Below are 23443 nucleotides of genomic sequence, written 5' to 3'. Positions count from 1 at the left end.
TAGTTATTTATCTGCACAAATACAAAGATAACATTTGACTAATCTCTATAACTCTATATAGTAGGCCGCAGCTAGAAAGAAAGCATGTAATTTATAAATCTCCATTTCGTTGTTGTATAAGTAATACTTGTAGTACCGTCCTGAAGTTTTTTTAAGTACCATCTCATTTTTTGCTACACCCGCCCACATGGGCAATTTTTTATTTTTATATCAGGATATTACTATGTCTAACATCGTATCAGGTACAGTTAAGTGGTTCAACGAGTCTAAAGGTTTTGGTTTCATCGAGCAAGAAAATGGTCCAGACGTTTTCGCACATTTCTCAGCAATCAAAAGCGAAGGTTTTAAAACTCTTGCTGAAGGCCAACGTGTAGAGTTCACTCTTTCACAAGGTCAAAAAGGTCCTCAAGCAGAGAACATCACTGCTGTATAATTTTACCTTCTAGGTAGAATTCAAAAAGCAAGCTAAGGCTTGCTTTTTTTGTGCTTAAAAATTGACGATATCACGCTCACTGCCTATTATTAATAATTAAATGTGTGTTTGTCGGAGCAAATTATCCGTAACGTTTTTGTATTTCTTTGTTGCTTATTTTTTCCGGCTATAGGCTATGCCAAGCCTTTAATTACTATATATACAGAGCATTTCCCACCGTATAATTTTTCCAATAAAGGTCAGCTGCAAGGTATTAACCTTGATATCACTCGTGCCTTATGTAAACGCGTTAACGTTGATTGCCAGTTTGAGTTATTACCGTGGACACGGGCTTATTATTTGGCTCAAAAAAATCAAGCATCAGGACTAGTTTCGACAGCACGCTCACCTGAGCGGGAGTCATTATTTCAATGGGTCGGTCCTTTAGCCTCTTCACGTACATTTTTTTATCGACTTGCAAGTAGCGACCACATAAACCCGACTGAGCTGAGTCAATTAAGTGCTTACACGTTAGGATTGGCACGTGGTGATGTGTATGAGCCATTAGTGCATAACATTGGTTTTGTAAAAGATAAAAACCTCTTAAACTTTGCCCATCATTACGAGTACATTAATTTATTTTTTAAAAATAAAATAGATTTGATTCTCGGTTCAGAATCTTTGCTTGATTATCAATTACAGCAATATGGCCACAATAGCGCTGACGTAGTTAAGTTGATTGAATTACCCGTAGATAAACTAAAAGGGAACTACCTGGCGTTTAATAAATCGGTGCCCAAAGAGATTGTGGATAAATTTAATCACGAGTTGGCAGCATTAAAAGAGATTGATGGCCTTGAGCAATTTAGGCTGCCTTATTTAAAAAAGCATGATTAAAATAAACTAATTAGCCTGAATCTTTGATAATAAACCCACCTTAAGCGGCTACTTTAAGCGCTACCTGCGTTGAATTAACTTGTAATAGCCTAGCTATTGACGCATAAACTAGCCTTGTTATGGCTAAAAGTCTTCGGTTGGAGATAGATAAATACATTTGTTATTTAATATCAATATGATGGTACACCTCTTAACCAGGGCTTAGGTTAATTATTGTTTATTAATTTTTTATATTCGATTGTTTCTTTCACTTCACTGAATGCCTTTCTTAATGATTCCACTATTTCATTTTGGGTATTTATATTTGCGGCTAAAAAACCTCTGACCTCAAGCTCATCAATTGGGTATGTGAAGTTGAGTTTATTGTGATCGATAGCTAAGTGATCAGCCATATCCTGTATGAAGTTTTCATCATCGATGATTAGATCTACTTTGTTCGCAAGTAATAAGTGATAAGATTTCTTGATATCTGAAGTTATCAGTAAATCAAAGCCATGCCTTGATAAAAATTGAAAAGCCAAGTCATGCCGTTGAACCGCTACTTTGTATTTTTTTGCCTGTTCTAGATTCGTTATTTTAATACTCTTTCGCTCTGAGAGCTTCACAAAACCTAATTTAAATTGCGCCACAGGGCCAATCCAGTGAAATAGCTTTTCTCTCTCAGGGGTTCTAGCTAGGCTGTATATGAGCGTGTTATTTACCTGGCTGGCAAGCTTGTATGCACGGGCCCAAGGATAAATAGAGAAGGAAGCGTCTACAGTAGCTGTCTCTAATATCATTTTTACAATGTTGGTGCTGGTACCTGCAACTTCATCATTTATTCGAGTTTGATTAGGCGGTGAAAGTTCAGTCACCACTTGGACTTGGGGCTGGCATAGGCTTAATACTGGAAACAGCATTAGCAATGAGTAAAACAGTACTCGCATTAATTAACCTTAATTTGCCGTGATGGGATCAGTATAGTAACAAAGGTGAGAATATGAAAAGTTATAGGTATTAAAACGATAAAAGGGCCTTGCGGCCCTTGGTGAAGTATCGTTCAAGTCAGATAATGCTTTAACCCCTTAAAGCGTTATCCTATTGTTTTGCAACTAAGGCTCATCTCAAAGTTTCTAAGCTAGCGAGAGGAAAAAACCTGCAATTGCGGCGCTCATAAGGTTAGCCATAGATCCTGCTAACACTGCTCTGAGCCCTAAGCGTGCGATATCCTTTCGCCGACTAGGCGCCATACCGCCTAATCCACCTAGTAAAATAGCTATCGATGATAAGTTAGCAAACCCACATAACGCGAATGTGACAATCGCTTGTGTGTGCGCACTTAACGTATCGCGATAATTTATAAAGTCTAAGTAAGCAACAAACTCGTTCACTACTAACTTTTGACCAATAAAACTGCCGGCTATAATTGCTTCACTCCACGGTACACCAAGTAACCAAGCAACTGGAGCAAATATATAACCTAAAATTTCTTGCAGTGTCAGTGTCGGGTAATCAAACCAGCCACCAATACCACCTAATAAACCGTTTAAAAGCGCGATTAAAGCAACGAATGCTAATAACATGGCACCAACATTAAGTGCTAAATGCATACCGTTTGCTGCGCCTGATGCAGCTGCATCAATCACATTTACTGGCTTATCTTCATTATCATCAAGATCGGCCAATGTGTCTTTTGGGGTTTCGGTCTCTGGCACAATCATCTTGGCCATTAAGAACCCACCCGGTGCGGCCATAAAGCTGGCAGCAATTAAATACTTAAGTTCTACGCCAATAATAACGTAACCGGCCATCACAGAGCCTGCTACAGTGGCTAGGCCACCCACCATCACTGCAAACAATTCCGACTTAGTCATGGTTGCAATAAATGGCTTTACTATTAACGGTGCTTCAGTTTGACCAACAAAAATGTTGGCGGTCGCTGAAAGCGATTCTGTACGCGATGTTTTTAATAGTTTTTGTAAACCACCGCCGAGGATTCTTATAATCCAGTCCATAATGCCAATGTGATAAAGCACTGCAACAAGCGCAGAGAAAAACACAATAACCGGCAAAACTTGTACCGCAAAAATAAACCCTAAGGTATCTTGGCTGGCAAGAGGACCGAATAAGAATGATATTCCGTCATTGGCAAAACCAATTACCGATGATACGGCTTTTGACATGCTTACTAAGGCGTTTTTACCTGCTTCGAAAAACAGCACAAACCCGCCAATAATGAACTGCATGGCAAACGCAATACCCACCGTTCTTAAACTAATCGCTTTGCGGTTGGTTGATGCCGCAAAAGCAATGCCTAGCAGCACACACATGCCGACTAAGCTCATAAATGTTGTCATGTTTAGTTATTTCCCGTTGTTATTTTTGCAGTAAATATTTTATTTTACTTTTAATTATATCAATCGCAACACGATTCATGCCGCCACGTGTGACCACTAAATCAGCCTTGTGCTTTGAGGGCTCAATAAACTGATAAAACATCGGTCTCACCGTCGCTTGATATTGTTCAACAACGGACTGTAATGTTCTGCCTCGTTGCTCCATATCACGTTGCATACGGCGCATTAGGCAAATATCAAGCGGTGTATCAATAAACACTTTGATATCAAATTCTTTATTTAGCGCGTTATCGCTAAGCAATAAAATCCCTTCAACTATGAGAATTTCTGCTGGCATCACGGTGCGTGTTTTGTCGCTACGCGTGTGCTGGGCGTAATCATAAGTCGGAACTTCGACTGCTTCTCCATTGCGTAATTGAGTTAGGTGTTTACACATCAACTCATGTTCAAACGCATCTGGGTGGTCGTAGTTCGTTTGCGTTCGATGGTCAAACGGCAAATGCGATTGATCATTGTAATACGCATCTTCTTCGATCACGGCGATAGCGCCTGGTTCAAGCTCATTAACCAATTCATTGTAAATAGTTTGGCTAAAAAGAGATTTGCCCGACGCAGAAGCGCCAGCAATAGCTATTATTGTTCGTGTCACTAAAGTTCTCATCCACACATAAGGATACATTGTTGGTAGATCACAATAGCAAAAAAGACACGATTAATCTCTCTTGCTTCGCTCTAAGATGTGAAATTTATAATGTTTAGGTTTTATGAAACAGGACTTATGTCCTGTACGGTAAAAAGCAACAGCGGATAAAGTAGCCACATTGGATAAACGAGGTGAGTATGGCAAGAGCAATTATATTAATGGCTGATAGCTTAGGCATAGGCGCTGCTCCTGACGCTGATAAATTCGGTGATTTAGGCGCAAACACATTTGCACATCTGCTGAAAGCTTACTCAGAAGAAACGGGCGAACAACTTTCACTGCCTAACTTATCGCTATTAGGATTGGTTGATGCGTGTGAAGCCGCAGGCAAAGAGCCTTGCTTAATTAGCGACCGTCAAACACCCATTGCAGCATGGGGTTATGCTAAAGAACTCTCAAGCGGTAAAGATACACCATCAGGTCATTGGGAAATGGCGGGTGTACCTGTGTTATTTGATTGGGGTTACTTCCCGAATACACAGCCTTGTTTTCCACAAGAATTTATTGACGAGTTAATTGCTCGTACCGGTATTCCTGGCATTTTAGGTAACTGCCATGCATCAGGAACCACTATTTTAGAACAGCTAGGTGAAGAGCATATCAAAACAGGTATGCCAATTTGTTACACCTCAGCTGATAGCGTGTTTCAAATAGCCGCGCATGAACAAACTTTCGGTCTAGAAAAACTTTATCAGGTCTGCGAAATCACACGGGCGCTGCTTGATGAAATGAACATAGGACGAGTGATTGCGCGGCCATTTTTGGGTTCAAATAGTCAAGACTTTGCTAGAACGGGCAATCGTCGTGATTATTCAGTATTACCGCCAGCACCAACATTGCTAGATAAATTAGCAGATGACGGCGGCGAAGTAATTAGCATTGGTAAAATTGCAGACATTTATGCACACCAAGGTATTACCCAAAAACATAAAGCCCCAGGCTTACAAAATTTACTTGAAAAAACGACAGAGGTAATGGCCACTGCGCCAGATCATAGTTTGATTTTTACAAACCTCGTTGATTTTGACGAAAAGTTTGGTCACCGTCGCAACCCTGTAGGGTATGCCAAAGCACTTAAAGAGTTTGATGACTTTTTACCGACTATACTTAATCAGCTAAATGATGATGATATTTTAATAATTACAGCGGATCACGGTTGTGACCCAACATTCCCGGGCAGTGAGCACACCCGAGAATATGTGCCTGTAATTGCGTACCAACCAGGTCTTGAAAATACGGCCCTTGGTGAACGTGCTAGTTTTGCAGACATAGGTCAAACCCTTGCCCAGTGGTTTAACTTACCTGCACTTGACTATGGTGAAGGCTTTATCGACAAGCTAAAAGCGCCAATTGTAAAAGGAAACGAATAATGAGTACTCCGCATATCGAAGCGAACAACGGTGATTTCGCAAAAACGGTTTTAATGCCAGGCGATCCACTACGCGCGCAATATATTGCAGAAAACTTTCTTGATAACGCAGTTAAAGTAACAGGCGTTCGTAATATGTATGGCTTTACCGGTACCTACAAAGGTAAGCCTGTAAGTATTATGGGGTCTGGGATGGGTATTCCATCTATGTCAATTTATGCCCGTGAATTGATTGTTAGTTACGGCGTTGAAAACCTTATTCGTATCGGCACATGTGGCGGTATTGGTAGCGACATTAAAATTCGTGATGTTATCTTTGCACAAGGTGCCAGCACAGATTCAAACGTAAACCGTGCTCGCGTACGTGGTTATGACTTCTCGGCTATTGCAGATTTTGACTTACTTTTAAACGGTGTAAATGCTGCTAAAGAGTTAGGTATCAAAGCGAAAGTAGGTAACGTTTTTACCACTGACACCTTCTATCAAGCTGACAATACTTTTTATCAAGAGCTTGATAAGTTAGGTATGTTAGCTGTCGATATGGAAACAGCAGGTATGTATGGCGTTGCAGCTGAATACGGTGCAAAAGCCATGGCGTTATTCACCGTCAGTGACCACGTGATCACTGGTGAAGCTACACCGAGCGATGAGCGTCAAAGTACATTTAATGAAATGGTTAAGATTGCGCTTGAGTCAGTAGAGGCGTAATCAACAAAGTTCCTTGGTAACGTATTCACTCGTTTGGAGACACGCCCAAACACAGTGAGACTAACCTCCCAAAGCCGCATTTATGCGGTTTTTTTTATGCCTCAGTTAGCGCAAAAAAGGCTCACCTCGTTTTATACCAATTCGCTTAATTAAGTGATCTATTTTGAGAGTAGAAAAACGTGTGATAACCCGGCAAAAAATTCACTATTTAGTTGTTCTAAATAAGAGTTTTTTAACGCAGGTAGCGACACGTTTAGCCCCGCAAAATGATTAAGTATTATTGCGTATTGGTCTTATTCATCGGTCTTCAACTGCTTAGCACGTTCTTCTGCTGCAATGAGTTCAGCTGACTTTGGAACCGCTTTTTTGGGCTCGATAGTTGGTTTTTCCTTTGTGTTAGGATCCCATGTTGGGTCTAACGATAGGTTTGCAAATGGATTGGCTTTAACTTGTTTTTCAGGTGTTTCATCTGCACTTGTTGAAGAACTGTCTTGCTCAGCAATTTGTGTATTTAATGTATTGAGCGCTTGTTCAATCTCATGCTCTTCGGTGCTGATGTTTTCAGGCTGTTCAAATGTTTGCTCAGGCAGCTTCTGATCTAACGCATCTTGATGGCTACTATGCTCACGTGAATGTTCTTGCGTGGCATCAGCTAGATCAGCGGGAGAGTCTTCCTTTAGAGTATCAATAGGAGTCTTTTCAACTAGAACTTGCGCGGGCGATTCTTTTTTCTGCCCAGGCAAGGGGGCATCAGGGTCAAATGTACGTACTTCAGGCTCTTTAAAGTCATGTTCGTTTTTAATACGTGACATTGGTGACTCATCGGCAGGTTCATAGTTTGGTTCGTCGTGCGTTACCGGTGCAATAGGCTCTATCTCGCGGTCGCTATCTTCATTCAGCTCATCATCTGCTGTGTCGGCTTCGAGTTGTTCTGTTGAGTCTACTGAGGGCGTATTTACAATCTCAGGTTTAACTGTGTGTGCGTTGGGCTCATCTATGTCTTGCTCAATGGGCAATTCCTTTTCAGGTGCTGCTGCATCTGTTTTTAATGCACCCATTTCTGTTTTTGAATCCGATAGTGGCGTTGGCTGCGAGTCTTGCTGGGTCGGCATTGTGGCAGGCGTTACCACTGTGTTACTGGTAAGGGTTGTGGGTGAACCAGCTGATTGCTTTTTAATGCGAAGTTTATAAATCACTAATCCAGCAATCAGTAACACTAACACGATAATAAGCATCGGCGTGGTCAATGATGTTGATTGGCCACTTGCGGCTATGACAGGAGATGCAATAGCTGGAGTAGCGGCTGTGCTGGTTTGCACTTTAGCTGCTTTTATAGCTGGCTTCGGTTGCGACTCAATGGGAGTCTCTTGAGCGTTGGGCTTTCTTTCTTGCTCATTATCGACCTCAACCAGCGGGTTTTGATCAGCCACAGTCTTTGTTTCTTTTATATCTGATTCAGATAATTTAAGCTTTGATTGAGCTGGTGTGTCAATTTCGTCAAGGGGGTTTACAGTTTCGTTTATAGATAGCGTATCTTCTACGGGGCTTTGCTCGTTAACATTATTGAGGTCATTGCTCGTATCTTTGTTTTGTTGAGTGCTTTGACTGTTTATAACCGGTACTGGCTCTGTAACAGTTTGCTGAGGTTTATTTTCAACAGGTGGTGGATTACTGCAATTTTTATTAAAGTCCCTTCGTGCGTTTCGGTAACTGCGACTGCTTTTATCATCACTAAATTGTTGCATCTGTTGTTTATACAAAATACACATCGCTTCGTTGTATTTTGCCGTAGTGCTAAAACTACAGCTAAGCAACGTCAAAAAGAAAAGACGTATAATAAAAGTCATTGGCGCTCATTTAATGATAAAAAAACAATAGTCTTAGTTTAATATTACTCTGGCAAATTATCTAGCAAGCAATTAGCAACGCCCGTTCGAGAATGTTACTCAAGCAAGCAAAATTTAAATAAACTGATTAAGGTTTTGCTCGTCACCAGTTTATTTAACAGAGCTAATATCAGTCAATGGCCATTAATGAGCGGTATTCATCGTACGCAAACTGGTCAGTCATACCACTTATGTAATCTTGAATAAGGCGACAACGATAGTAAAACTCATAGGCAGCAAAGTGATCGGGCTCGTCGGTTAAGGTATCTATCGCTTTTTGATAACTATTAAGGTGTTTATTAGAAAGCTTCTTTATTAATCTAGACTCAATCAAAAATGTTGCATCTCCTTTTATTATTCGTTTAAATTCATCGTAGTTAAGGGCTAATAAAGGCTTATAGCAGTCAAGCAATCCGGTAATAATACGATATCCTTGTAACTCTAATTTCCCCACTTCTTGGTGGTTGAATACATGTTCAAGCGCCACTTGCTTTAATGTTTTAGTAACTGCATGTAAGTGGCTATTGTCTTCAAGAAGAGCATGGTTAAAATCACCATGATAGATAGCCTCAATATGTTCAATAAAGCGACTTGCCGCATGGTTGACAAGTGGGTGCAGTAACGACACCCTCAAATAAATAAAAAACTCACTATTAAAATTATAAGGTTGAGCGGCGGCTTTATTGAGCGCGTAATCAATTGCTTTCTCAACGAAATTTAAATGTTCAGTATCATCAATAGTTAGATTAATAAGGGTGCGTTTATATTGGTGTTTTAATTTATCGCATAACAACTCAACACTGATAATGCCTTTTTCTACAGCGTCTTCTATGTCTGCTAAGCAGTAGGAGATATCATCCGCAGCTTCCATAATATAGCTTGCTGGGTGACGACAGTATTGATTGATTTCAAGCTCATTTTGCAGTGCTTCAATAAACGGCTTCTCGCTGAAGTAGTATCCTACTTTTTTCATTAGGTAGTTTTTATCTTTTGGACTGTCTTTTTTTGCCATACTCGCTGGGCGAGTATATTTTAAAATTCCTGCCGTTTGACTGTAGGTTAAGTTTAAGCTGAGCAATGAATGCACAATACGAATGCCTTGTGCATTGCCCTCAAAGTTTTGAATGTCTTCAATTAAGTGCTTAAAAATAACATTAATACCAGTATTAGGGGTTTGGCAGCGCTCTGGTGCAACACTGGCTAAATGAGCCTGAAACCACTTATTAATAGCCGCCTCACCAAAATGACCAAACGGCGGGTTGCCAATATCGTGCATTAGGCAGGCCATTTCAACTAAGCTTTCTAATGGTCGCTCTAAATCCTTTAAGCCATAATCAATAATTTGCTCTTGGGTTAAAAAGTGAAAAATTCGTTGCACGATGAACCGACCCACTTGCTGGACTTCAAGTGAGTGTGTCAGCCTTGAGCGAACCGCTGCGTTGCGCTCCAATGGGAATACTTGAGTTTTTTGCTGTAAGCGCCTAATGGCCGCACTGTTGATTATTCGACCACGATCGCTTTCCAATGCCATGTTTAGGTTAGCTGTGCTACGCTCGGTTCTGGCGGGTGTTATTTTCTTTTGAAAGTCGATCATAATAAATCCATTCATATTTGGTCTATGTCTTAAATCTAACAGCTTGAAATAATAGGTAAAGGTATTTTATTGTCGGACAAATTTTTTTATCATGTTAGTGACACACCTTTAGGAGCATTTTAATGCGTCAGCTATTTCTCTACTTATCTACCATCACATTGTTACTACTTAGCTTCACAGCCAAGGCTAATGAAGAGCAAACCGTTGTGCTTATTTCTCTTGATGGTTTTCGTTGGGATTACATTGAAAAGCACGGCGCTAAAAATATCGCTCATATTGCAGAGCAAGGGGTAAGAGGCCAAAAAATGCGGCCCGTCTACCCAACAAAAACATTTCCAAACCATATATCGATGGTTACGGGTTTATTGCCAATAAACCATGGTGTTGTTGAAAATCGTTTTTGCGATTCAAAACGAAGCGACTGCTACAGTATGGGTAAGGGAAAAGACGACAGTACGTGGTTAAGTGGCATTCCACTTTGGAATTTAGCGTCGATGCAAGGGCTAAAGTCGGCAACCTATTTTTGGCCTGAATCTGACGCCCGCTTTAACGGCATGTTACCCGATTATTATTACCATTACTCAAAACACAGTGATTATCAAAAAAGAATTGATCAAATCGTGCAATGGCTAACACTGCCAAAAGAACAACGGCCACGTTTAGTGATCAGTTACTTCTCTTTAGTAGACAGTGCTGGGCACGAGTTTGGCCCTGATGCAATGCAAACCCAAAACGCAGTTCAACAGCTAGATAATTTAATGGGGCAGCTACATAGTCGAATCAACAAATTGTCGATTAATGCTAATTTAGTACTAGTGTCCGATCATGGTATGAGCCAAGTCGATCCTGAGCAAAGTATTGCGTTAAAAACCTTGCCAAAAGATGATGCGTTTATGCTAAAAAATACTGGTCCTCGGGTACTTATTTATGCCAATCAAGGTACTACACGAGCACAAATATCAGCTTATAAGCAGCGGTTAGTTAAAGCTGCAAAAGGGCGTTATATCGTGTTAAGCGATAGTCAGCGAGAGGCTTATCACTACAAAAATAATGGCCGAACGGGTGATATAATTTTACAAACTGCTGCACCTAAGGCATTCGCAAACAAAGAACATATTAATTATTTAGGCACCCATGGTTATGCTTATAGTGAGGATATGGCGGCAACATTTGTGGCGCAAGGGCCTGCATTTAAGCAAAACCTAGTTCTTAAAGAGGTTAACAATCTTGATATTTATCCGCTTATTGCAAACGTGCTAGGACTAAAAATACTCAACGAAATAGACAGTGACGGAAAAACACTGCTCCCCGCTTTGGTTGAATAATAAATATTTTAATTGTTTACATGTTTATACCTAAGCCACCTCAAGATGCAGTTGGAATTAAAAGCGATTTAGGCAAGGCATTGATTGCAAATAATGTTTGTTCCCTTGTTAAAATCAATAATGCAGTATAAACCGCTTTTAAACCAACCCGCAGGGCGTTTCAGCGGCACTTACTCTCACCGTTGTAACTTTTTAAGGAACTGGCATTGTTGCAAAGTAACGCCTTAATATTAAGCCCCTGTGAAACGCTGAATTCTGCATTTTGAGGTGGTTTGGGTATAGACCTTAGTCATAGTTTTAACTTTGTTCCTAGCACCGTGAGTTAATCTATGTATAAATAAGTGCTAAACACATTTCTATTCTAGGCGCTTTATGCAGCTATCAGATCAATTATTAAACCGGACAACCGCAGGGTTGGTCGCGGTGATAATCGGTTTTACCAGTTCGATAGCATTGATATACCAAGTTGTAATCGTACTCGGGGGGACCCCTGATTTAGTGGCAAGTTGGATACTGATGTTAGGTCTTGCAATGGGTGGCACCTCCATTGCTTTATCTTATTATTACAAGCTACCCATTCTAATTGCATGGTCAACAACTGGCGCAGCATTGTTGATCACGAGCGCACAAGGTTTTAGTTTGAATCAGGCTGTAGGAGCATTTATGCTCAGTGCTCTGTTGGTTTTTATATCAGGGGTGACAGGGTGGTTTGAAAAAGTGATGCAGCGTATCCCCAGTCAAGTAGCCTGCGCAATGTTAGCCGGTGTGTTGGTCACGTTTGGTATTGATGTCTTTAACTTTATGGGTGAAAAACCGCTAATAATCAGTGCCATGGTTTTAACCTATTTGCTGTGCAAGCGACTAATGCCTAGGTTTACTATGTTGATGGTGCTTGTTGCAGGCTTTGTTATGGCAGGAGCTACAGGGCAGATTGATACCAGTAGTTGGCAATGGAAAATGAGTGAATTTACTTTTATTGCGCCAGAATTTAACGTACAAGCCATGATCAGTATAGGTATTCCACTGTATATAGTCACTATGACGTCACAAAACCTGCCTGGCATTGCTGTTTTAAAGGCGCATAATTACCCCGCGCCTATCTCAGCATCACTTAACGTGACGGGTTTTACGAATATATTAATAGCTCCATTTGGTGGTTATGCCATCAACCTTGCGGCAATAACAGCTGCAATATGCATGAGTGAAGATGCTGATAAAGACCCCAATAAGCGCTATTGGGCCAGTATTGCAGGGGGAATTTTTTATATTTTAATGGCCATAGGTGCGGCTACTTTAGTTGGGTTAGTGGCCAGTTTGCCGCAGGCGCTTATTCTCGCTTTAGCAGGCATTGCATTGTTCACCACGATAGCATCTAGCTTACAGCAAGCATTGTCTGATAGTTATTACACAGAAGCTGCAATAATCACATTTTTAGTAACCGCTTCAGATTTAAGTTTCTACTCTATTGGCTCTGCATTTTGGGGAATTTTGGCGGGAGCGCTCACGCTGTGGTTAATACCTAGGCGGTGAATTTAAAGTGATAACATGCTGGCAAAGCACGTTATCACTTGAATGTTAAAGGCTTAAGTAACCGCGAGGTGCCTAAAGCGTATGCGAATAATAGCCGTGAACAAGCCACACAGAATCACAAATAAAACAATGCCATAATATAATTCATTGCTTCTGACAGGGCTTATACTTGGCTCAAACGCTGGAAATAGATCAAGATCAGCATTTGTCACCGGGGTGTCATTAAATAAATAGGGGTAAATAAATTCACTGACCTGTTTATGGTATGCGCTCACTTGCAACAGATAGCGTTGATAAGCAAGTGTATCAGTGCCTGAAAACGAATTGAGGGCGCGTTGATACACTAAGTTTGGTGACAACCAATCAATGCGCGATAAACTGTTATCACGGGCTTGCTGTAAAGCAAGGTGCGCCTGCCAATGCTCTTGCACAGCTAAATCACTGAGTTGATGCATGGCATAATACCATTTCCAATGAAACCGCCCTTCGAAGCTAAGTTTCTCACTAAACTGAGGGTACTGTTTACTAAAGCGCGTCAGCGCTGCTTGCATGTCTTGATCCCAGCCATCATTTAAGATTAAACGTTGTTCAACACTGGCTTGTAAAGCCGGTTGTTGCGTGTATTGTTGGTTTAAAACTAAATGGATGGCTCCGGGGATCAATACTGCAAAAACAAGCCAAACGCTAATAAATGCAAGGCTATTGAATAACCCTGTTAGGTTTAAACTCACAATAACGCCTGCAATTAGAAACCACAGAGCACAATACGCAATGCTCAGCCCAACCACCGATAAAAACACCCCGTTTAGCGGTAAAGAAAGCAACACTGCAGCCACGATAAATAAAATAACAATTAGCCCTGATACCATATAAAAGCGTAACAATAGTGCGCGTATAAGGATTTTTTTTGCTGCATTGCCAGCAAACGCACTCAGCAATCTAAACCGCCCTGATTGACGCTCATCACTGAGCAAGTTAACGCACAACACACCAATTAGAATGGGAAGTATATAAGCAAGTACAAAGCCTAAATCAAACCCTCCAGCACGATGTTTACTGGGGTTGATCACCTCCTTGTTATAAATTTGACCCTGTAAGGCCAGTGCGTTTATTTTCATTGCCGCTAAGTTATTTTGACTCTGCCCAGTAAACAGCGCAGCCCAAGGCGACAATTGCCATTGTGTAGGTGCTTTAGCATAGTAAGCGAGCGATCCCATCTCGGGCAGGTTGCCCCTTTCTTTTAAATGAGCGCGTTCTTTGTCAAACACAATATTCGCAATGACTTGGTCCTTACGTATATTTTTATAGGCGTTGGCCCCTAAAAAAATCGCCAGCAACGCACTAAGTACAAACACCAATAAACTAATTTGGTTGGCGCGCGGCGAAAGTAATCGTTTAAGTTCAAATTTAAGCATGAATAAACGCCTTACGTTGGATGCGTGGTGTGATCAACACAGCCAGCAGTATTAAAGTGATAAGTCCAAATGAGCTAACCGCCACAAAACTGTGCTTTAAAGACCAACTAAGAGAAGCAGGCTGATAATCAAATTTAGGAAAGTTCTGCCACATCGATGACGATACGCGTTGTTCGCGGTCGTTGTGGTGATCAATCTCGTGGGTATGTATCTTATTTAAGCCTTGAGTTCGTTCAAACCGATGCTGTTCGGCTTGTTGCTCAAAATTAAAAAAGTGCCTGCTGTCTACGCCACTAATTGTCATCGATAAGTCTCTGACCGCTAAGTAAGGGTTAAGCCAGTAAAACTTGCTAATAAATGCCTGTTGAGCATTAAACTGATCTAGCTGATGTTGGTAATGGCGTTGATAAATTTCAGAACTAATACGCTCACCTTCTTGCATGATGAGACCTCGATAGTTAACTGGCAAATCTTCTACTGTCTCTACTGCATATTTCTTCAGAATTTGTTGTTTGAATTCATTAAAATGGGGATCGTTCGGGTTGTGGCTATTCCCCACTTTACGAATGTCGCTCTGTACAGCGAGAGACAGCATATTACGGCTTTTATGGGGGTGTAATTGCTGTGCTATATCAGCCAACGTGCGAGGGGTCAGCACGAGCAATACAAACCATAACGTTACTAATGCCGTTAAACTGTGCTTTGGCAATCGAGTGAGGCTTGATACTAAAAGCACAACACTTATCCAAAATACGCAATAGGCCAAGTACAGAACAAATAACAGCCCAATTCTATAAAACACATCACTAGTAAACACAGCATCGCTGGCCAATGACAACACAATAGAGACGATAAAAACAGGTAATAAAAATGCACCGCTTAATAGTGTATAAGCTAAGCCTTTTCCGCATAATAAATGCGAAAACTTAACACCCATAGCCAACATTTGTTTAAGCGTACCGCGCTCTTGGTCGCCACTTATTGTAGAGAACCCCAATCCAATTAACACTAAAGGCCAAACAAATAAAAGCAAATTAGCCACGGATAATTCAGAGAACCTAAGTAAGGTTGCAGCTTGATCATCTTTGGCAAAGTTTGCACTGTTTTGTTTGTGGGCCTCTAAAAATACGCTGTTACCTACCCAGTTATTCACACCAATATCAAAATAACTCAACGCACTGGGAGGGCGAAAAGCAAAGTGACCAAAGTGTGCCACCCTGTGTGGGTGTCTATCGGGTTGTGCTAGCCACTGTTGCTCAACTAACTGTTGTGAACTAATTTGCAACGCGCGGCTTTGTTGGTACTGCTGCCAACTGGTAAATAAAGCAACGGCGAGTAACAGTTGCATCAAGGCAAACAACAACCAAAGCGTGTTATTTTTTGTTTTTTGTTTTAGCTCGTGTTTACACACGTGCCAACTTATTCCATTAGACATGTAGCATTCCTTTTAAAATCGATATGACAGACTTAAATTGACTGAACGACCATCGCTAGGAGAATGGATTGTTTCATCGCCAACCAAGTAAACATAGTCCGAGTAACTGTCAAATAGGTTGTTGACTCTAAAGCCTGCATTACCCCAACCTAAATCATAATTAATGGCTAAATCAACGAGCTTATAATCGCCGTATTGCTTGTTTTGTACGACGTTACTTACGTAATAATCACCTTGAAAATGCCCGTAGACTGCCGTTTTTAGCTTCTCACTTGGGCGATAAATAACACCGGCCGTAGCTGTAAACTCCGGCACGCCTAATAACCAGTTACCTTTTTGCGCTATTTTAGTTTCACCAGGTTCAACCAGTTTGGCTTCCTGACGGGTATATGATGCAAAGCTGGACCATTTAGAGTTTATATCTGCACTAAAGGCGAGGTCCCAACCTCGTCGTTTAGTTTCACCAATATTATCAAAGCCGCCCGAACCATCTGTTTTTGGCGTTAATTCATCTTTAGCATCTTGCTGCCAGATAGACACTCGCGTATTCAACCACTCAAATAACTGCCACTTTGCGCCGGTTTCATAACCATAGTTTTTAGAAAACTCAAAGCCAGGGTTGTTTTCACTAAGGTAGGCTTTACTACCTGTGGGCGCTTGAAAACTAACGCCATAGTTCGCAAAAATATTCAGTGAATCGGTGAGTTCATACAAGGCATTTAATTTGGGTTGTAAAATCACCCCATCATCGTTGATTGCTTTGGTTTGTTGGTTGATACCATCAACTAAGTCGCCCGAAAAGCTATCGAGGCGAAGGCCACCGCTTAACAATAGTCGCTCACCTCGGTACTGAAGTTGCGTAAATCCACCGACATTATTGTAATCAAAGTCCCAATCACGAAATTGCAATTGGCGGGTTTTCTCAATAGTTCTAAAACGCTCATTGGTATTGTCTTGCGCTTGATAATCAAGGCCCATGGTTAATAACCAAGATGGGTTCAGCACAGCGCTTAACGTTGCAATAGCACCGTATTGGCGATCCTTCTCTAGTCGTTCTTGTTGAGCAGAAGAGGCGGTATATTGAATGTAGCGATGGCGATCAAATTGTTGAATATAGGTTTTGACACTTAGATGCCACTGCTTATCCAACGTATGATCAACATGAACACTAAGGTGCTGAGTTTGTTTATCACCACTGTCATGTTTAGCGTAATCAGCTGATTGGGTTGCATCGCGTTTTGCCGCTTCCTCTGTAAGGTACCCAGGTGCATCGGCTTCATAATCAAAATATCGTGCAACTACACCTACTTCGGTTTGATTGGTTGGTTGATAGAACCATTTGCCAGATAATACATGCTTTTCTAAGTTACTATGGTCACGATACCCTTGGGTTTCACGTACACCGACAAAGTAATGCTGTGAAAAAGTGTCCTTCACATCACCAAAGTAACCTTGTGCCTCATAAGTATCAAAACTACCTACAAGTACTTCTACTTCTTTAGCATCATCACGGCGACTGCGCAGATTAAGATTGCCCGCTAAATTATGCAAACCGTAGCGCGCATCATGATTGCCTTTTACAACTTCAATTGATTCTACTTCCATAGGAAATAGCGCATCCATTTCGCCTAAGCCTACGTGTAAGTTACTAGGGATGCCATCAATCAGTAACTTGGTGTGTGGCATTGAGCCTTCAGCATTAAAGCCACGAATAGCCACATCAGTGGAGATGATACCTTGGTTAAAACGTGAAAAATAAACCCCAGGAACCTTTTTTAATAAATCCACAGTGACATTTACATGTTCATTTTGTAATTGGTCGCGGTTAATTATGTCGACTGAGCCGACTAATTGTGCCTCTTTTGCAGCATTATTGTGGTTGATAACTTCAATCACTTCACCAATAAATAAGGTTGAATCTTTGTTTTGCTCATCGTCAGCGTACACGGCTGTTGAAATGCTCAAACTAGTTAATAGCGCAAGGCTAATTGGCGAAAGGCGGGTACTACACATGTTCATTTTCCTACTAATTATACTAGTTCAGGTTTGAGAGAGTTTGTATTGTTAAGTGAAGCGGGCTTAGGTAATGGATCACCTAAGATGATGTGATGGTAATGTGCTTCAAGTTCATCAAGAGTCAGGGTGTTATTATCGAGTAAGGTACACAGTTTTCCTTGTTTCATAATGCCTATTTGCTTTGCCAGGCTATGCGCGCAATACAGATCATGTGTCACCATTAAAATTGCAGCACCACGGTGTGCTAGCAACTCTATAATTTTGATAAATTCACGGGTCGCACTTGGATCAAGCCCTGATGTTGGCTCATCAAGTAACAGCACTTTTGCTTGTCGCAAAATAGCAAATGCAATGCCTACTTTTTGTCGCATACCCTTTGAATAGCTGCTCAAAGGCTTTAACCACGCACTTTTTTGCAGACCTGTTTGAATCAGTGCATCTTCAACTTGTTCGTTACTAATAACTTGTTTTGTAAGTGAGGCTAAGTATTGCAGGTTTTCAATCGCGTTGAATTCTTCAAATAAATTTACTTGCTCTGGGAGGTACACAAGTTTTTGTTTACTTTTTTCTGGCTCCATTTGCACATCAATATTATCAATGGTTATCCGTCCTGAATCAGGTGTAATAAAGTTTAGTAGCAGATTTAACGTGGTGCTTTTACCCGCGCCATTAGCGCCAAGTAAGCAAGTTACTTGCCCTGCAGGAATAGATAAGCATAAATCGTTTAAGGCATTGTTATCACCAAACGATTTACTTAGGTGACTTATTTCAATCATGAGAATCCTTTATTTTGTTATATCGTAACATTTGTTATGTTATAACAGTTTTTGTTTTGGGACAACAATAAGAATAATTCTCAAGAAAAATAAACTTACCTAAGAGTATGATTGGCTAGCGTGGAGTCAGAGCAATGGTTTTTGCAAAGTGGTTCAGGCGAGTATGTATCTACCTACACTCGTTTAAGAGGAGTATAGGTAGATTAATTTGCTAACTAGCGTGTTTGTTTTACACTCATTGTTAGTGTAACCATGGTGGCTGCACAGGCTAAAAAGTAGTAAGGCATTCCAGCATGCCAACTGGCTTGGCTATTAACACCTATAAAATCAAGGTATAACCCAGTTTGAATTGGGCCCAAGTACCAAATAGCTGGAAACAGCACTTCAAACATGCGTTTTGTTTGGGTAAATGCACCACAAAAATAAGCAAGCGAAACCATAAACACAATGCCAATGCATAGCTGTATTATCAATAACCATTCAGCCATAATAATCAGTCGGGCAAAAGCACCAAAGCAAGCGATTAAAAGCACAGTACACCCTGCAATTAAACTGGCTGTATTTTGTAATATGGGGGTGCGTTTACTGTAAGTCATTATTTCTAGTGTATTTGCTTGCTTTTCCAGCTGGCCCAACGGCGAAATCACGAGCACACACCACAGCAATGAAAGGGGTATTAAAGCACTTATTAATAACTCCTGGCTTACGAACAGCTGACCCATATTTAAAACAAGCAAACCAATAATCCAACTATTCGTCTGTCCCTTGAGCATAAGTTTAAGCTCTAGCCTAAAAAAACGCGTGAAGGCAAATGACTTTGTTGCGGTTATAAATAGGGTATCAAGCAAGGTTGCGACTTTTGCAAGGTGAATTGAAAGGGGAAAGTTTTTTTTCATCCGTTTTGCCGGTGTATGGCTAAAACGATCAAAACACCAAAACGCAAGCGTCAATCCTATTAAACTTAAACCCAATAAAGGTAACATTCCTACAAGGTAAGCTGAACTTGGGGTAAACCCATCCCATAAAAAGGTATTTACAGCATTGTTGGTTGTAATACCTATGTTAGACATGCCTTGCTCAGTAGGGAAGCGAGTCGCTACTTCAGATTCTAAGTTTTCAAGTATTGCGCCGATCCCCGACACTCCCTCGATACTCTGAGTAATAAAGCCAACCCATAAGAAAAAATAAGCCACATTGCCTAAGCCGCCTCGCAGCCACTTTATTGATTCGAACAAGATAGCGATGGATGAAATAGCGAACAACAAAGGGAGCACAAACACCAGCTGCGGCCACAAAAAAGCCCATACATCGAATTGATAGCTCTCACCGTAATACATTTGAATAAATAAACTCGTCAATAACATAACGAAGACGATAATCAGCAAAATAAATATATTGACGGCCCACTTAGCAAATACAAATGCTTGCTTGTTTATAGGAGTTGCTGCAATTAACTCACAGGTGTGTGATTGGCGGTCTAATTCAAGCGCATTTTTGACTAAATAAAAACAAATAATAGGTAAAAACATTACATTGAGCATGGCAAGGCACAGCCCAATCCAGGCACTATTATAAATGCCGCGATAGCCATTAATAACCAGTGTTTGATATTGCGCATCAGGGGGTGGAAAGTACAGCAATGTTAATACTGACATTAAGAGTAGCGTTACAATGAAACGTTGTTGCCGAGTACGTTGTTTAAAGTCAGCGAGAATACATTGGTATATTTGATTCATTAGCCAGCTCTCTGTGCGTTTGCTGTAGCAAATTGATCACGGGTGAAATACAAATATGCATCTTCTAACGTGGCTTCTCTGAGCGTTGCTTTGGCATGCGGACTAAACGGGGAAACAATATTAAGCGCCAGTTTGTTTGCTCGTTTTACACTATGGCTAACAATAAACTCATCCTGAAAGCGCTTAAATTCGTTGTGCTCAACGCTCAGTGTCCAACACTTATCCGCTATTTCTTGTTGCAATTGTGCAGCGGTAGATGAGCGAATAAGATGGCTATTTTTCATAATCGCAACATGGTCAGCAATTGATTCAACATCAGAGACAATATGCGTTGAGAATATAATACAACGGTCAGTAGAGAGCTCTGTTAACAACTGCCTGAAATTCGAACGTTCATGTGGGTCAAGGCCTACAGTAGGTTCGTCAATAATAAGTAATTGGGGATCGTTTAATAAAGCTTGAGCAATACCTATTCGCTGCTTCATACCGCCGGAATACCCTTTTAAAGGTTTGTTTGCTGCGTGGGTTAAATTTAGTTTATTAAGTAAGTCGTCAATAACGTTTTTGCTTTGGGCGTTGCAAAGCCCTTTTAATCCTGCCATATATTGTAAAAACTCAACACCAGAGAGCAGGTCATACACGCCAAAATATTGAGGCAAATAGCCCAGCTCTTTACGTAATAATTGGGGCGCTTTAACAATATCCTGGCCTTTATACAAAATAGTCCCTTGTGTAGGTTTTGTGATGGTGGCTAGAATTCTCATTAAACTCGATTTACCCGCTCCGTTAGGGCCAAGCAACGCTAAAATGCCTGGTTTAACGTGCAAAGACAGATCATTAATAGCCCATTGTTTGTCTTTACCTTTTTTATATTGATGGCTCAATGATTGAATATCTAACATTGGTGAATGTCTCTTGTTATGAAGTTAATTTACTCAGCAATGATTGGGCCGTTTTTATAACTTATAATTATCAATAGCTTAATGTTAAGCTTGATTGATTAAAACGCAGTTAATCACCACTTTCGCTAAATAATAGTGAAAAGCGTCAATCAAATACCTACTCAATAGTAAGGGGTAGGTGTTGTGCTGTCGCCGACGTTGGTCGGCGATAAAGCGGGCTAAAAGTTAAGTAGGTTCGCTGGCGAGTATTGGTCGGTTAATACCTTAGTATTTGCAGGCCAATCTTGATTGTCCTTGGTCGAGGCCATTCCTTCACTGATTGCAGTCAAGTCGATACCATAAGGTGATAGTTGTGGGCTTAGTTTATTTATTCGACTGGCAAGTTGCTGCTGTGAGGGCATGTGCTTAAACCCTGCAAGTATGATGCGATTACTATTTTCAGTGGTCGAGACATTAATAAAATCGCCAAACACCGCATGGTATGTCGCTGATTCATGCTGGTATAATTTACTTGATGAAAATGTATTTGCAGCCACAATTCCATTGGGTGCAAGCACACTTTTAATTTCTTCGAAAAACTCTTTAGTTAACAAATGCTCAGGAATATAATCGCCATTAAAAGCATCAAGAATAACCCAGTCATATTGTTGTTTTTTTATCGCGGCACGTTTAATAAAAATACGGCCATCTTGTACTTTTGATGTCACTTTATCGTTTTCTACAAAAGCAAAGTAATCTCTGGCTACTTTAATCACGGCTGGGTCAATTTCTACGTTTTCAATTGTGGCTTTAGGGTAGAGTTCGTGTATTACATTAGACAGTGTTCCTCCACCTAAACCAATGATGAGCACATTTTTAGGATCATCAATCATTAGTAAACTCGCGAAAGTAAGTTTTGTGTAGTTAAAAACAAGTTGCTTAGGCTTACTTATATACATACAGCTTTGACTGCTCATACGGGTTTTTTCATCAAATTTTAAACACCGCAAATCGCCATTTTCTTCGACTAATATATTTCGATACAAGGACCGCTCACTATGAATGATTTCTGCGCTTGCTTGGGAGGCAAATAGGGCTGTTGCAACGAAATATAAAGCAGTGAGTTTACGCATAAACCACCTCTTTCTTTGCTAACGAATCAACAACTATCGCAACTAACCCTAAGCTTCCTATTAACGTCGCGAACCCAATGATGATGCTATTTACATCAAATGCGAGCACCATGTAAAAAGAGGTAATTATAGTGCCTAAAGCGCTGCCTAAGGTACTTACAAAGTACAAGCCGCCAGCAACTTGGCCGCTTCTCTCACGATCTGTTACGAGCAATCTAACAGAGTAGGGTGAAATCATGCCGAGGATAATGGTTGGAATAAAAAATAATGCGGTAGATGCGAGCAAAGAGCCATAACGGCTATCTTCTATATGACTAAAAATAAACGCCATTATAGGCTGTGCGAATAGTGCGATTGGAAGCACCATAATACTTGCAACCAAAAAAATCAGTCCATACTTTGTTAACGATGGTTGTCGAATCGACATTTTACCGCCAAGTAAGTAACCAAACGATAGGCTCAGCATAAACACGGTAATAATACTGCCCCAAATATGTACACTACTACCAAAAAATGGCGCCAAAATCCGCCCGCCTAGCAACTCGATTCCCATAATACTAAAGCCACTACTGAAGGCTAAAAAGTAAATTAATGCGTTAGTTTTATTAAACATTTGTCGTTTCTTATTGTTGTTATATTTAACCCATCTTAACGTGATGAGCATAGCTTCGCTATACTATTCTTATACACAGTGAAACATCTTGTTTACACAACTTATATTTTTAATCGGAATGATCTTAGTGAATAATTCGCTATTTTTTTTAACTGCTTGTATTCTTAATACAGAAAAAAGCGCAGGTCAATTAACGTTAACTAGTTATTAAGGATTAGGTTTTGGCAAATCATGAACAACTCAATTATGTTGAGTTTGCAGCAAAAGATTTAAAACAAACAAAAGCGTTCTTTAGTGCTGTATTTAATTGGCAGTTTACGGACTATGGCCCTGAGTACACCGCTTTTAGTAAAGAGTTTGCAGGGCTTGATGGTGGATTTTATCAAGCACCTTTGTCTGCGAACACGTCAAATGGTGCGCCACTGTTGGTGTTTTACAGTAATGACATAATGGCAACACAGGCTAAAGTTCAACAACATGGGGGAGATATAAGCAAAGCTCTTTTTGACTTTCCTGGTGGCTGCCGATTTCACTTTTTAGACCCATGTGGCAATGAGTTTGCCGTATGGTCCGAAAAAGTATAACGATATTCGATAGATCATTTTTTTACTAACTCGAGCAACTTTTATGGCAAAAACACACAGTAAAGTGTTTAACGCAGCCCCTATTTATAATGCC

General features: G+C 40.5%; 20 protein-coding genes. 7 read left to right on the top strand and 13 right to left on the bottom strand.

Annotated features, from left to right (window positions below; translation table 11 throughout):
• The first annotated feature begins 223 nt into the window (after positions 1-223).
• Both C7Y70_RS04280 and C7Y70_RS04275 read left to right on the top strand, forming a co-directional pair.
• Positions 224-433, top strand: a complete 210-nt coding sequence (locus C7Y70_RS04280) for a cold-shock protein (RefSeq protein ID WP_058559473.1) — start codon at positions 224-226, stop codon at positions 431-433.
• 108 nt (positions 434-541) lie between these two features.
• On the top strand, positions 542-1309 hold the full coding sequence (locus C7Y70_RS04275; RefSeq protein WP_245321356.1) for an ABC transporter substrate-binding protein: 768 nt from the start codon (positions 542-544) through the stop codon (positions 1307-1309).
• A gap of 206 nt (positions 1310-1515) precedes the next feature.
• Here the strand turns inward: C7Y70_RS04275 and C7Y70_RS04270 are convergent, their stop codons facing one another.
• The 3 genes from C7Y70_RS04270 to udk form a co-directional block, all read right to left on the bottom strand.
• Positions 1516-2235, bottom strand: coding sequence for a transporter substrate-binding domain-containing protein (locus C7Y70_RS04270; RefSeq protein ID WP_135473500.1), 720 nt, complete (start codon positions 2233-2235; stop codon positions 1516-1518).
• A 186-nt stretch (positions 2236-2421) separates the two neighbouring features.
• Complete coding sequence (locus tag C7Y70_RS04265; protein WP_099293156.1) at positions 2422-3645, bottom strand: NupC/NupG family nucleoside CNT transporter; 1224 nt, start codon at positions 3643-3645, stop codon at positions 2422-2424.
• A gap of 19 nt (positions 3646-3664) precedes the next feature.
• Positions 3665-4294 (bottom strand): uridine kinase, encoded by a 630-nt coding sequence (udk, locus tag C7Y70_RS04260; RefSeq protein ID WP_099293154.1) that lies wholly within the window; start codon positions 4292-4294, stop codon positions 3665-3667.
• A gap of 191 nt (positions 4295-4485) precedes the next feature.
• Between udk and C7Y70_RS04255 the strand changes: the two genes are divergently transcribed.
• Together C7Y70_RS04255 and deoD are read left to right on the top strand one after the other, a co-directional pair.
• Positions 4486-5718, top strand: a complete 1233-nt coding sequence (locus C7Y70_RS04255) for a phosphopentomutase (RefSeq protein WP_135473499.1) — start codon at positions 4486-4488, stop codon at positions 5716-5718.
• Complete coding sequence (gene deoD / locus C7Y70_RS04250; protein ID WP_058559480.1) at positions 5718-6425, top strand: purine-nucleoside phosphorylase; 708 nt, start codon at positions 5718-5720, stop codon at positions 6423-6425. The genes C7Y70_RS04255 and deoD overlap by 1 nt, the downstream gene beginning before the upstream one ends.
• A 293-nt stretch (positions 6426-6718) precedes the next feature.
• Here the strand turns inward: deoD and C7Y70_RS04245 are convergent, their stop codons facing one another.
• Positions 6719-8272, bottom strand: a complete 1554-nt coding sequence (locus C7Y70_RS04245) for a hypothetical protein (protein ID WP_135473498.1) — start codon at positions 8270-8272, stop codon at positions 6719-6721.
• Between the two features lie 169 nt (positions 8273-8441).
• Positions 8442-9908, bottom strand: a complete 1467-nt coding sequence (dgt, locus tag C7Y70_RS04240; RefSeq protein WP_210114658.1) for a dGTPase — start codon at positions 9906-9908, stop codon at positions 8442-8444.
• Between the two features lie 119 nt (positions 9909-10027).
• On the opposite strand from dgt, the gene C7Y70_RS04235 reads away from it, so the two are divergent.
• Together C7Y70_RS04235 and C7Y70_RS04225 are read left to right on the top strand one after the other, a co-directional pair.
• Entirely contained in the window at positions 10028-11230 is a 1203-nt protein-coding gene (locus tag C7Y70_RS04235; protein WP_135473496.1) for an ectonucleotide pyrophosphatase/phosphodiesterase, read from the top strand.
• Between the two features lie 372 nt (positions 11231-11602).
• Positions 11603-12760, top strand: coding sequence for a benzoate/H(+) symporter BenE family transporter (locus C7Y70_RS04225; protein ID WP_099293144.1), 1158 nt, complete (start codon positions 11603-11605; stop codon positions 12758-12760).
• A 53-nt stretch (positions 12761-12813) separates the two neighbouring features.
• Here the strand turns inward: C7Y70_RS04225 and C7Y70_RS04220 are convergent, their stop codons facing one another.
• The 8 genes from C7Y70_RS04220 to C7Y70_RS04185 form a co-directional block, all read right to left on the bottom strand.
• Entirely contained in the window at positions 12814-14175 is a 1362-nt protein-coding gene (locus C7Y70_RS04220; protein ID WP_135473495.1) for a DUF3526 domain-containing protein, read from the bottom strand.
• Positions 14168-15610 (bottom strand): DUF3526 domain-containing protein, encoded by a 1443-nt coding sequence (locus tag C7Y70_RS04215; RefSeq protein ID WP_135473494.1) that lies wholly within the window; start codon positions 15608-15610, stop codon positions 14168-14170. The genes C7Y70_RS04220 and C7Y70_RS04215 overlap by 8 nt, the downstream gene beginning before the upstream one ends.
• 12 nt (positions 15611-15622) lie before the next feature.
• Complete coding sequence (locus C7Y70_RS04210) at positions 15623-17623, bottom strand: TonB-dependent receptor (protein WP_167850790.1); 2001 nt, start codon at positions 17621-17623, stop codon at positions 15623-15625.
• A 17-nt stretch (positions 17624-17640) separates the two neighbouring features.
• Complete coding sequence (locus C7Y70_RS04205; RefSeq protein WP_135473492.1) at positions 17641-18402, bottom strand: ABC transporter ATP-binding protein; 762 nt, start codon at positions 18400-18402, stop codon at positions 17641-17643.
• Between the two features lie 215 nt (positions 18403-18617).
• Positions 18618-20138: an ABC transporter permease subunit gene (locus C7Y70_RS04200; protein ID WP_135473491.1), complete on the bottom strand. Its 1521-nt coding sequence runs from the start codon at positions 20136-20138 to the stop codon at positions 18618-18620.
• Entirely contained in the window at positions 20138-21040 is a 903-nt protein-coding gene (locus C7Y70_RS04195) for an ABC transporter ATP-binding protein (RefSeq protein WP_135473490.1), read from the bottom strand. Before C7Y70_RS04195 ends, C7Y70_RS04200 begins: the two co-directional genes overlap by 1 nt.
• A 218-nt stretch (positions 21041-21258) precedes the next feature.
• On the bottom strand, positions 21259-22152 hold the full coding sequence (locus C7Y70_RS04190) for a fused MFS/spermidine synthase (RefSeq protein WP_135473489.1): 894 nt from the start codon (positions 22150-22152) through the stop codon (positions 21259-21261).
• Positions 22145-22765, bottom strand: a complete 621-nt coding sequence (locus C7Y70_RS04185) for a fused MFS/spermidine synthase (protein ID WP_099293128.1) — start codon at positions 22763-22765, stop codon at positions 22145-22147. The genes C7Y70_RS04190 and C7Y70_RS04185 overlap by 8 nt, the downstream gene beginning before the upstream one ends.
• Before the next feature lie 221 nt (positions 22766-22986).
• Here C7Y70_RS04185 and C7Y70_RS04180 point away from each other — a divergent pair, with 221 nt between their 5' ends.
• The gene (locus C7Y70_RS04180) at positions 22987-23349 is read left to right on the top strand and encodes a VOC family protein (protein ID WP_135473488.1); all 363 of its coding nucleotides are present in this window, start codon (positions 22987-22989) and stop codon (positions 23347-23349) included.
• Positions 23350-23443 lie beyond the last annotated feature (94 nt).

It is taken from the genome of Pseudoalteromonas sp. KS88, assembly GCF_004766475.1.
Classification (GTDB): domain Bacteria; phylum Pseudomonadota; class Gammaproteobacteria; order Enterobacterales; family Alteromonadaceae; genus Pseudoalteromonas.
The sequence above is the reverse complement of the archived record's forward strand: the minus strand, read 5'-3'. Positions and strand labels throughout refer to the sequence as shown.

Bases quoted from the DNA above. Each gene is read 5' to 3' on its own strand.
- C7Y70_RS04270 (WP_135473500.1), bottom strand. From the start codon at position 2,235: ATGCGAGTACTGTTTTACTCATTGCTAATGCTGTTTCCAGTATTAAGC.
- C7Y70_RS04205 (WP_135473492.1), bottom strand. From the start codon at position 18,402: ATGATTGAAATAAGTCACCTAAGTAAATCGTTTGGTGATAACAATGCC.
- C7Y70_RS04235 (WP_135473496.1), top strand. From the start codon at position 10,028: ATGCGTCAGCTATTTCTCTACTTATCTACCATCACATTGTTACTACTT.
- deoD (WP_058559480.1), top strand. From the start codon at position 5,718: ATGAGTACTCCGCATATCGAAGCGAACAACGGTGATTTCGCAAAAACG.
- C7Y70_RS04265 (WP_099293156.1), bottom strand. From the start codon at position 3,645: ATGACAACATTTATGAGCTTAGTCGGCATGTGTGTGCTGCTAGGCATT.
- C7Y70_RS04215 (WP_135473494.1), bottom strand. From the start codon at position 15,610: ATGTCTAATGGAATAAGTTGGCACGTGTGTAAACACGAGCTAAAACAA.
- C7Y70_RS04210 (WP_167850790.1), bottom strand. From the start codon at position 17,623: ATGTGTAGTACCCGCCTTTCGCCAATTAGCCTTGCGCTATTAACTAGT.
- C7Y70_RS04190 (WP_135473489.1), bottom strand. From the start codon at position 22,152: ATGCGTAAACTCACTGCTTTATATTTCGTTGCAACAGCCCTATTTGCC.
- C7Y70_RS04220 (WP_135473495.1), bottom strand. From the start codon at position 14,175: ATGCTTAAATTTGAACTTAAACGATTACTTTCGCCGCGCGCCAACCAA.
- C7Y70_RS04185 (WP_099293128.1), bottom strand. From the start codon at position 22,765: ATGTTTAATAAAACTAACGCATTAATTTACTTTTTAGCCTTCAGTAGT.
- C7Y70_RS04200 (WP_135473491.1), bottom strand. From the start codon at position 20,138: ATGAATCAAATATACCAATGTATTCTCGCTGACTTTAAACAACGTACT.
- C7Y70_RS04195 (WP_135473490.1), bottom strand. From the start codon at position 21,040: ATGTTAGATATTCAATCATTGAGCCATCAATATAAAAAAGGTAAAGAC.
- C7Y70_RS04245 (WP_135473498.1), bottom strand. From the start codon at position 8,272: ATGACTTTTATTATACGTCTTTTCTTTTTGACGTTGCTTAGCTGTAGT.
- C7Y70_RS04255 (WP_135473499.1), top strand. From the start codon at position 4,486: ATGGCAAGAGCAATTATATTAATGGCTGATAGCTTAGGCATAGGCGCT.
- C7Y70_RS04225 (WP_099293144.1), top strand. From the start codon at position 11,603: ATGCAGCTATCAGATCAATTATTAAACCGGACAACCGCAGGGTTGGTC.
- C7Y70_RS04280 (WP_058559473.1), top strand. From the start codon at position 224: ATGTCTAACATCGTATCAGGTACAGTTAAGTGGTTCAACGAGTCTAAA.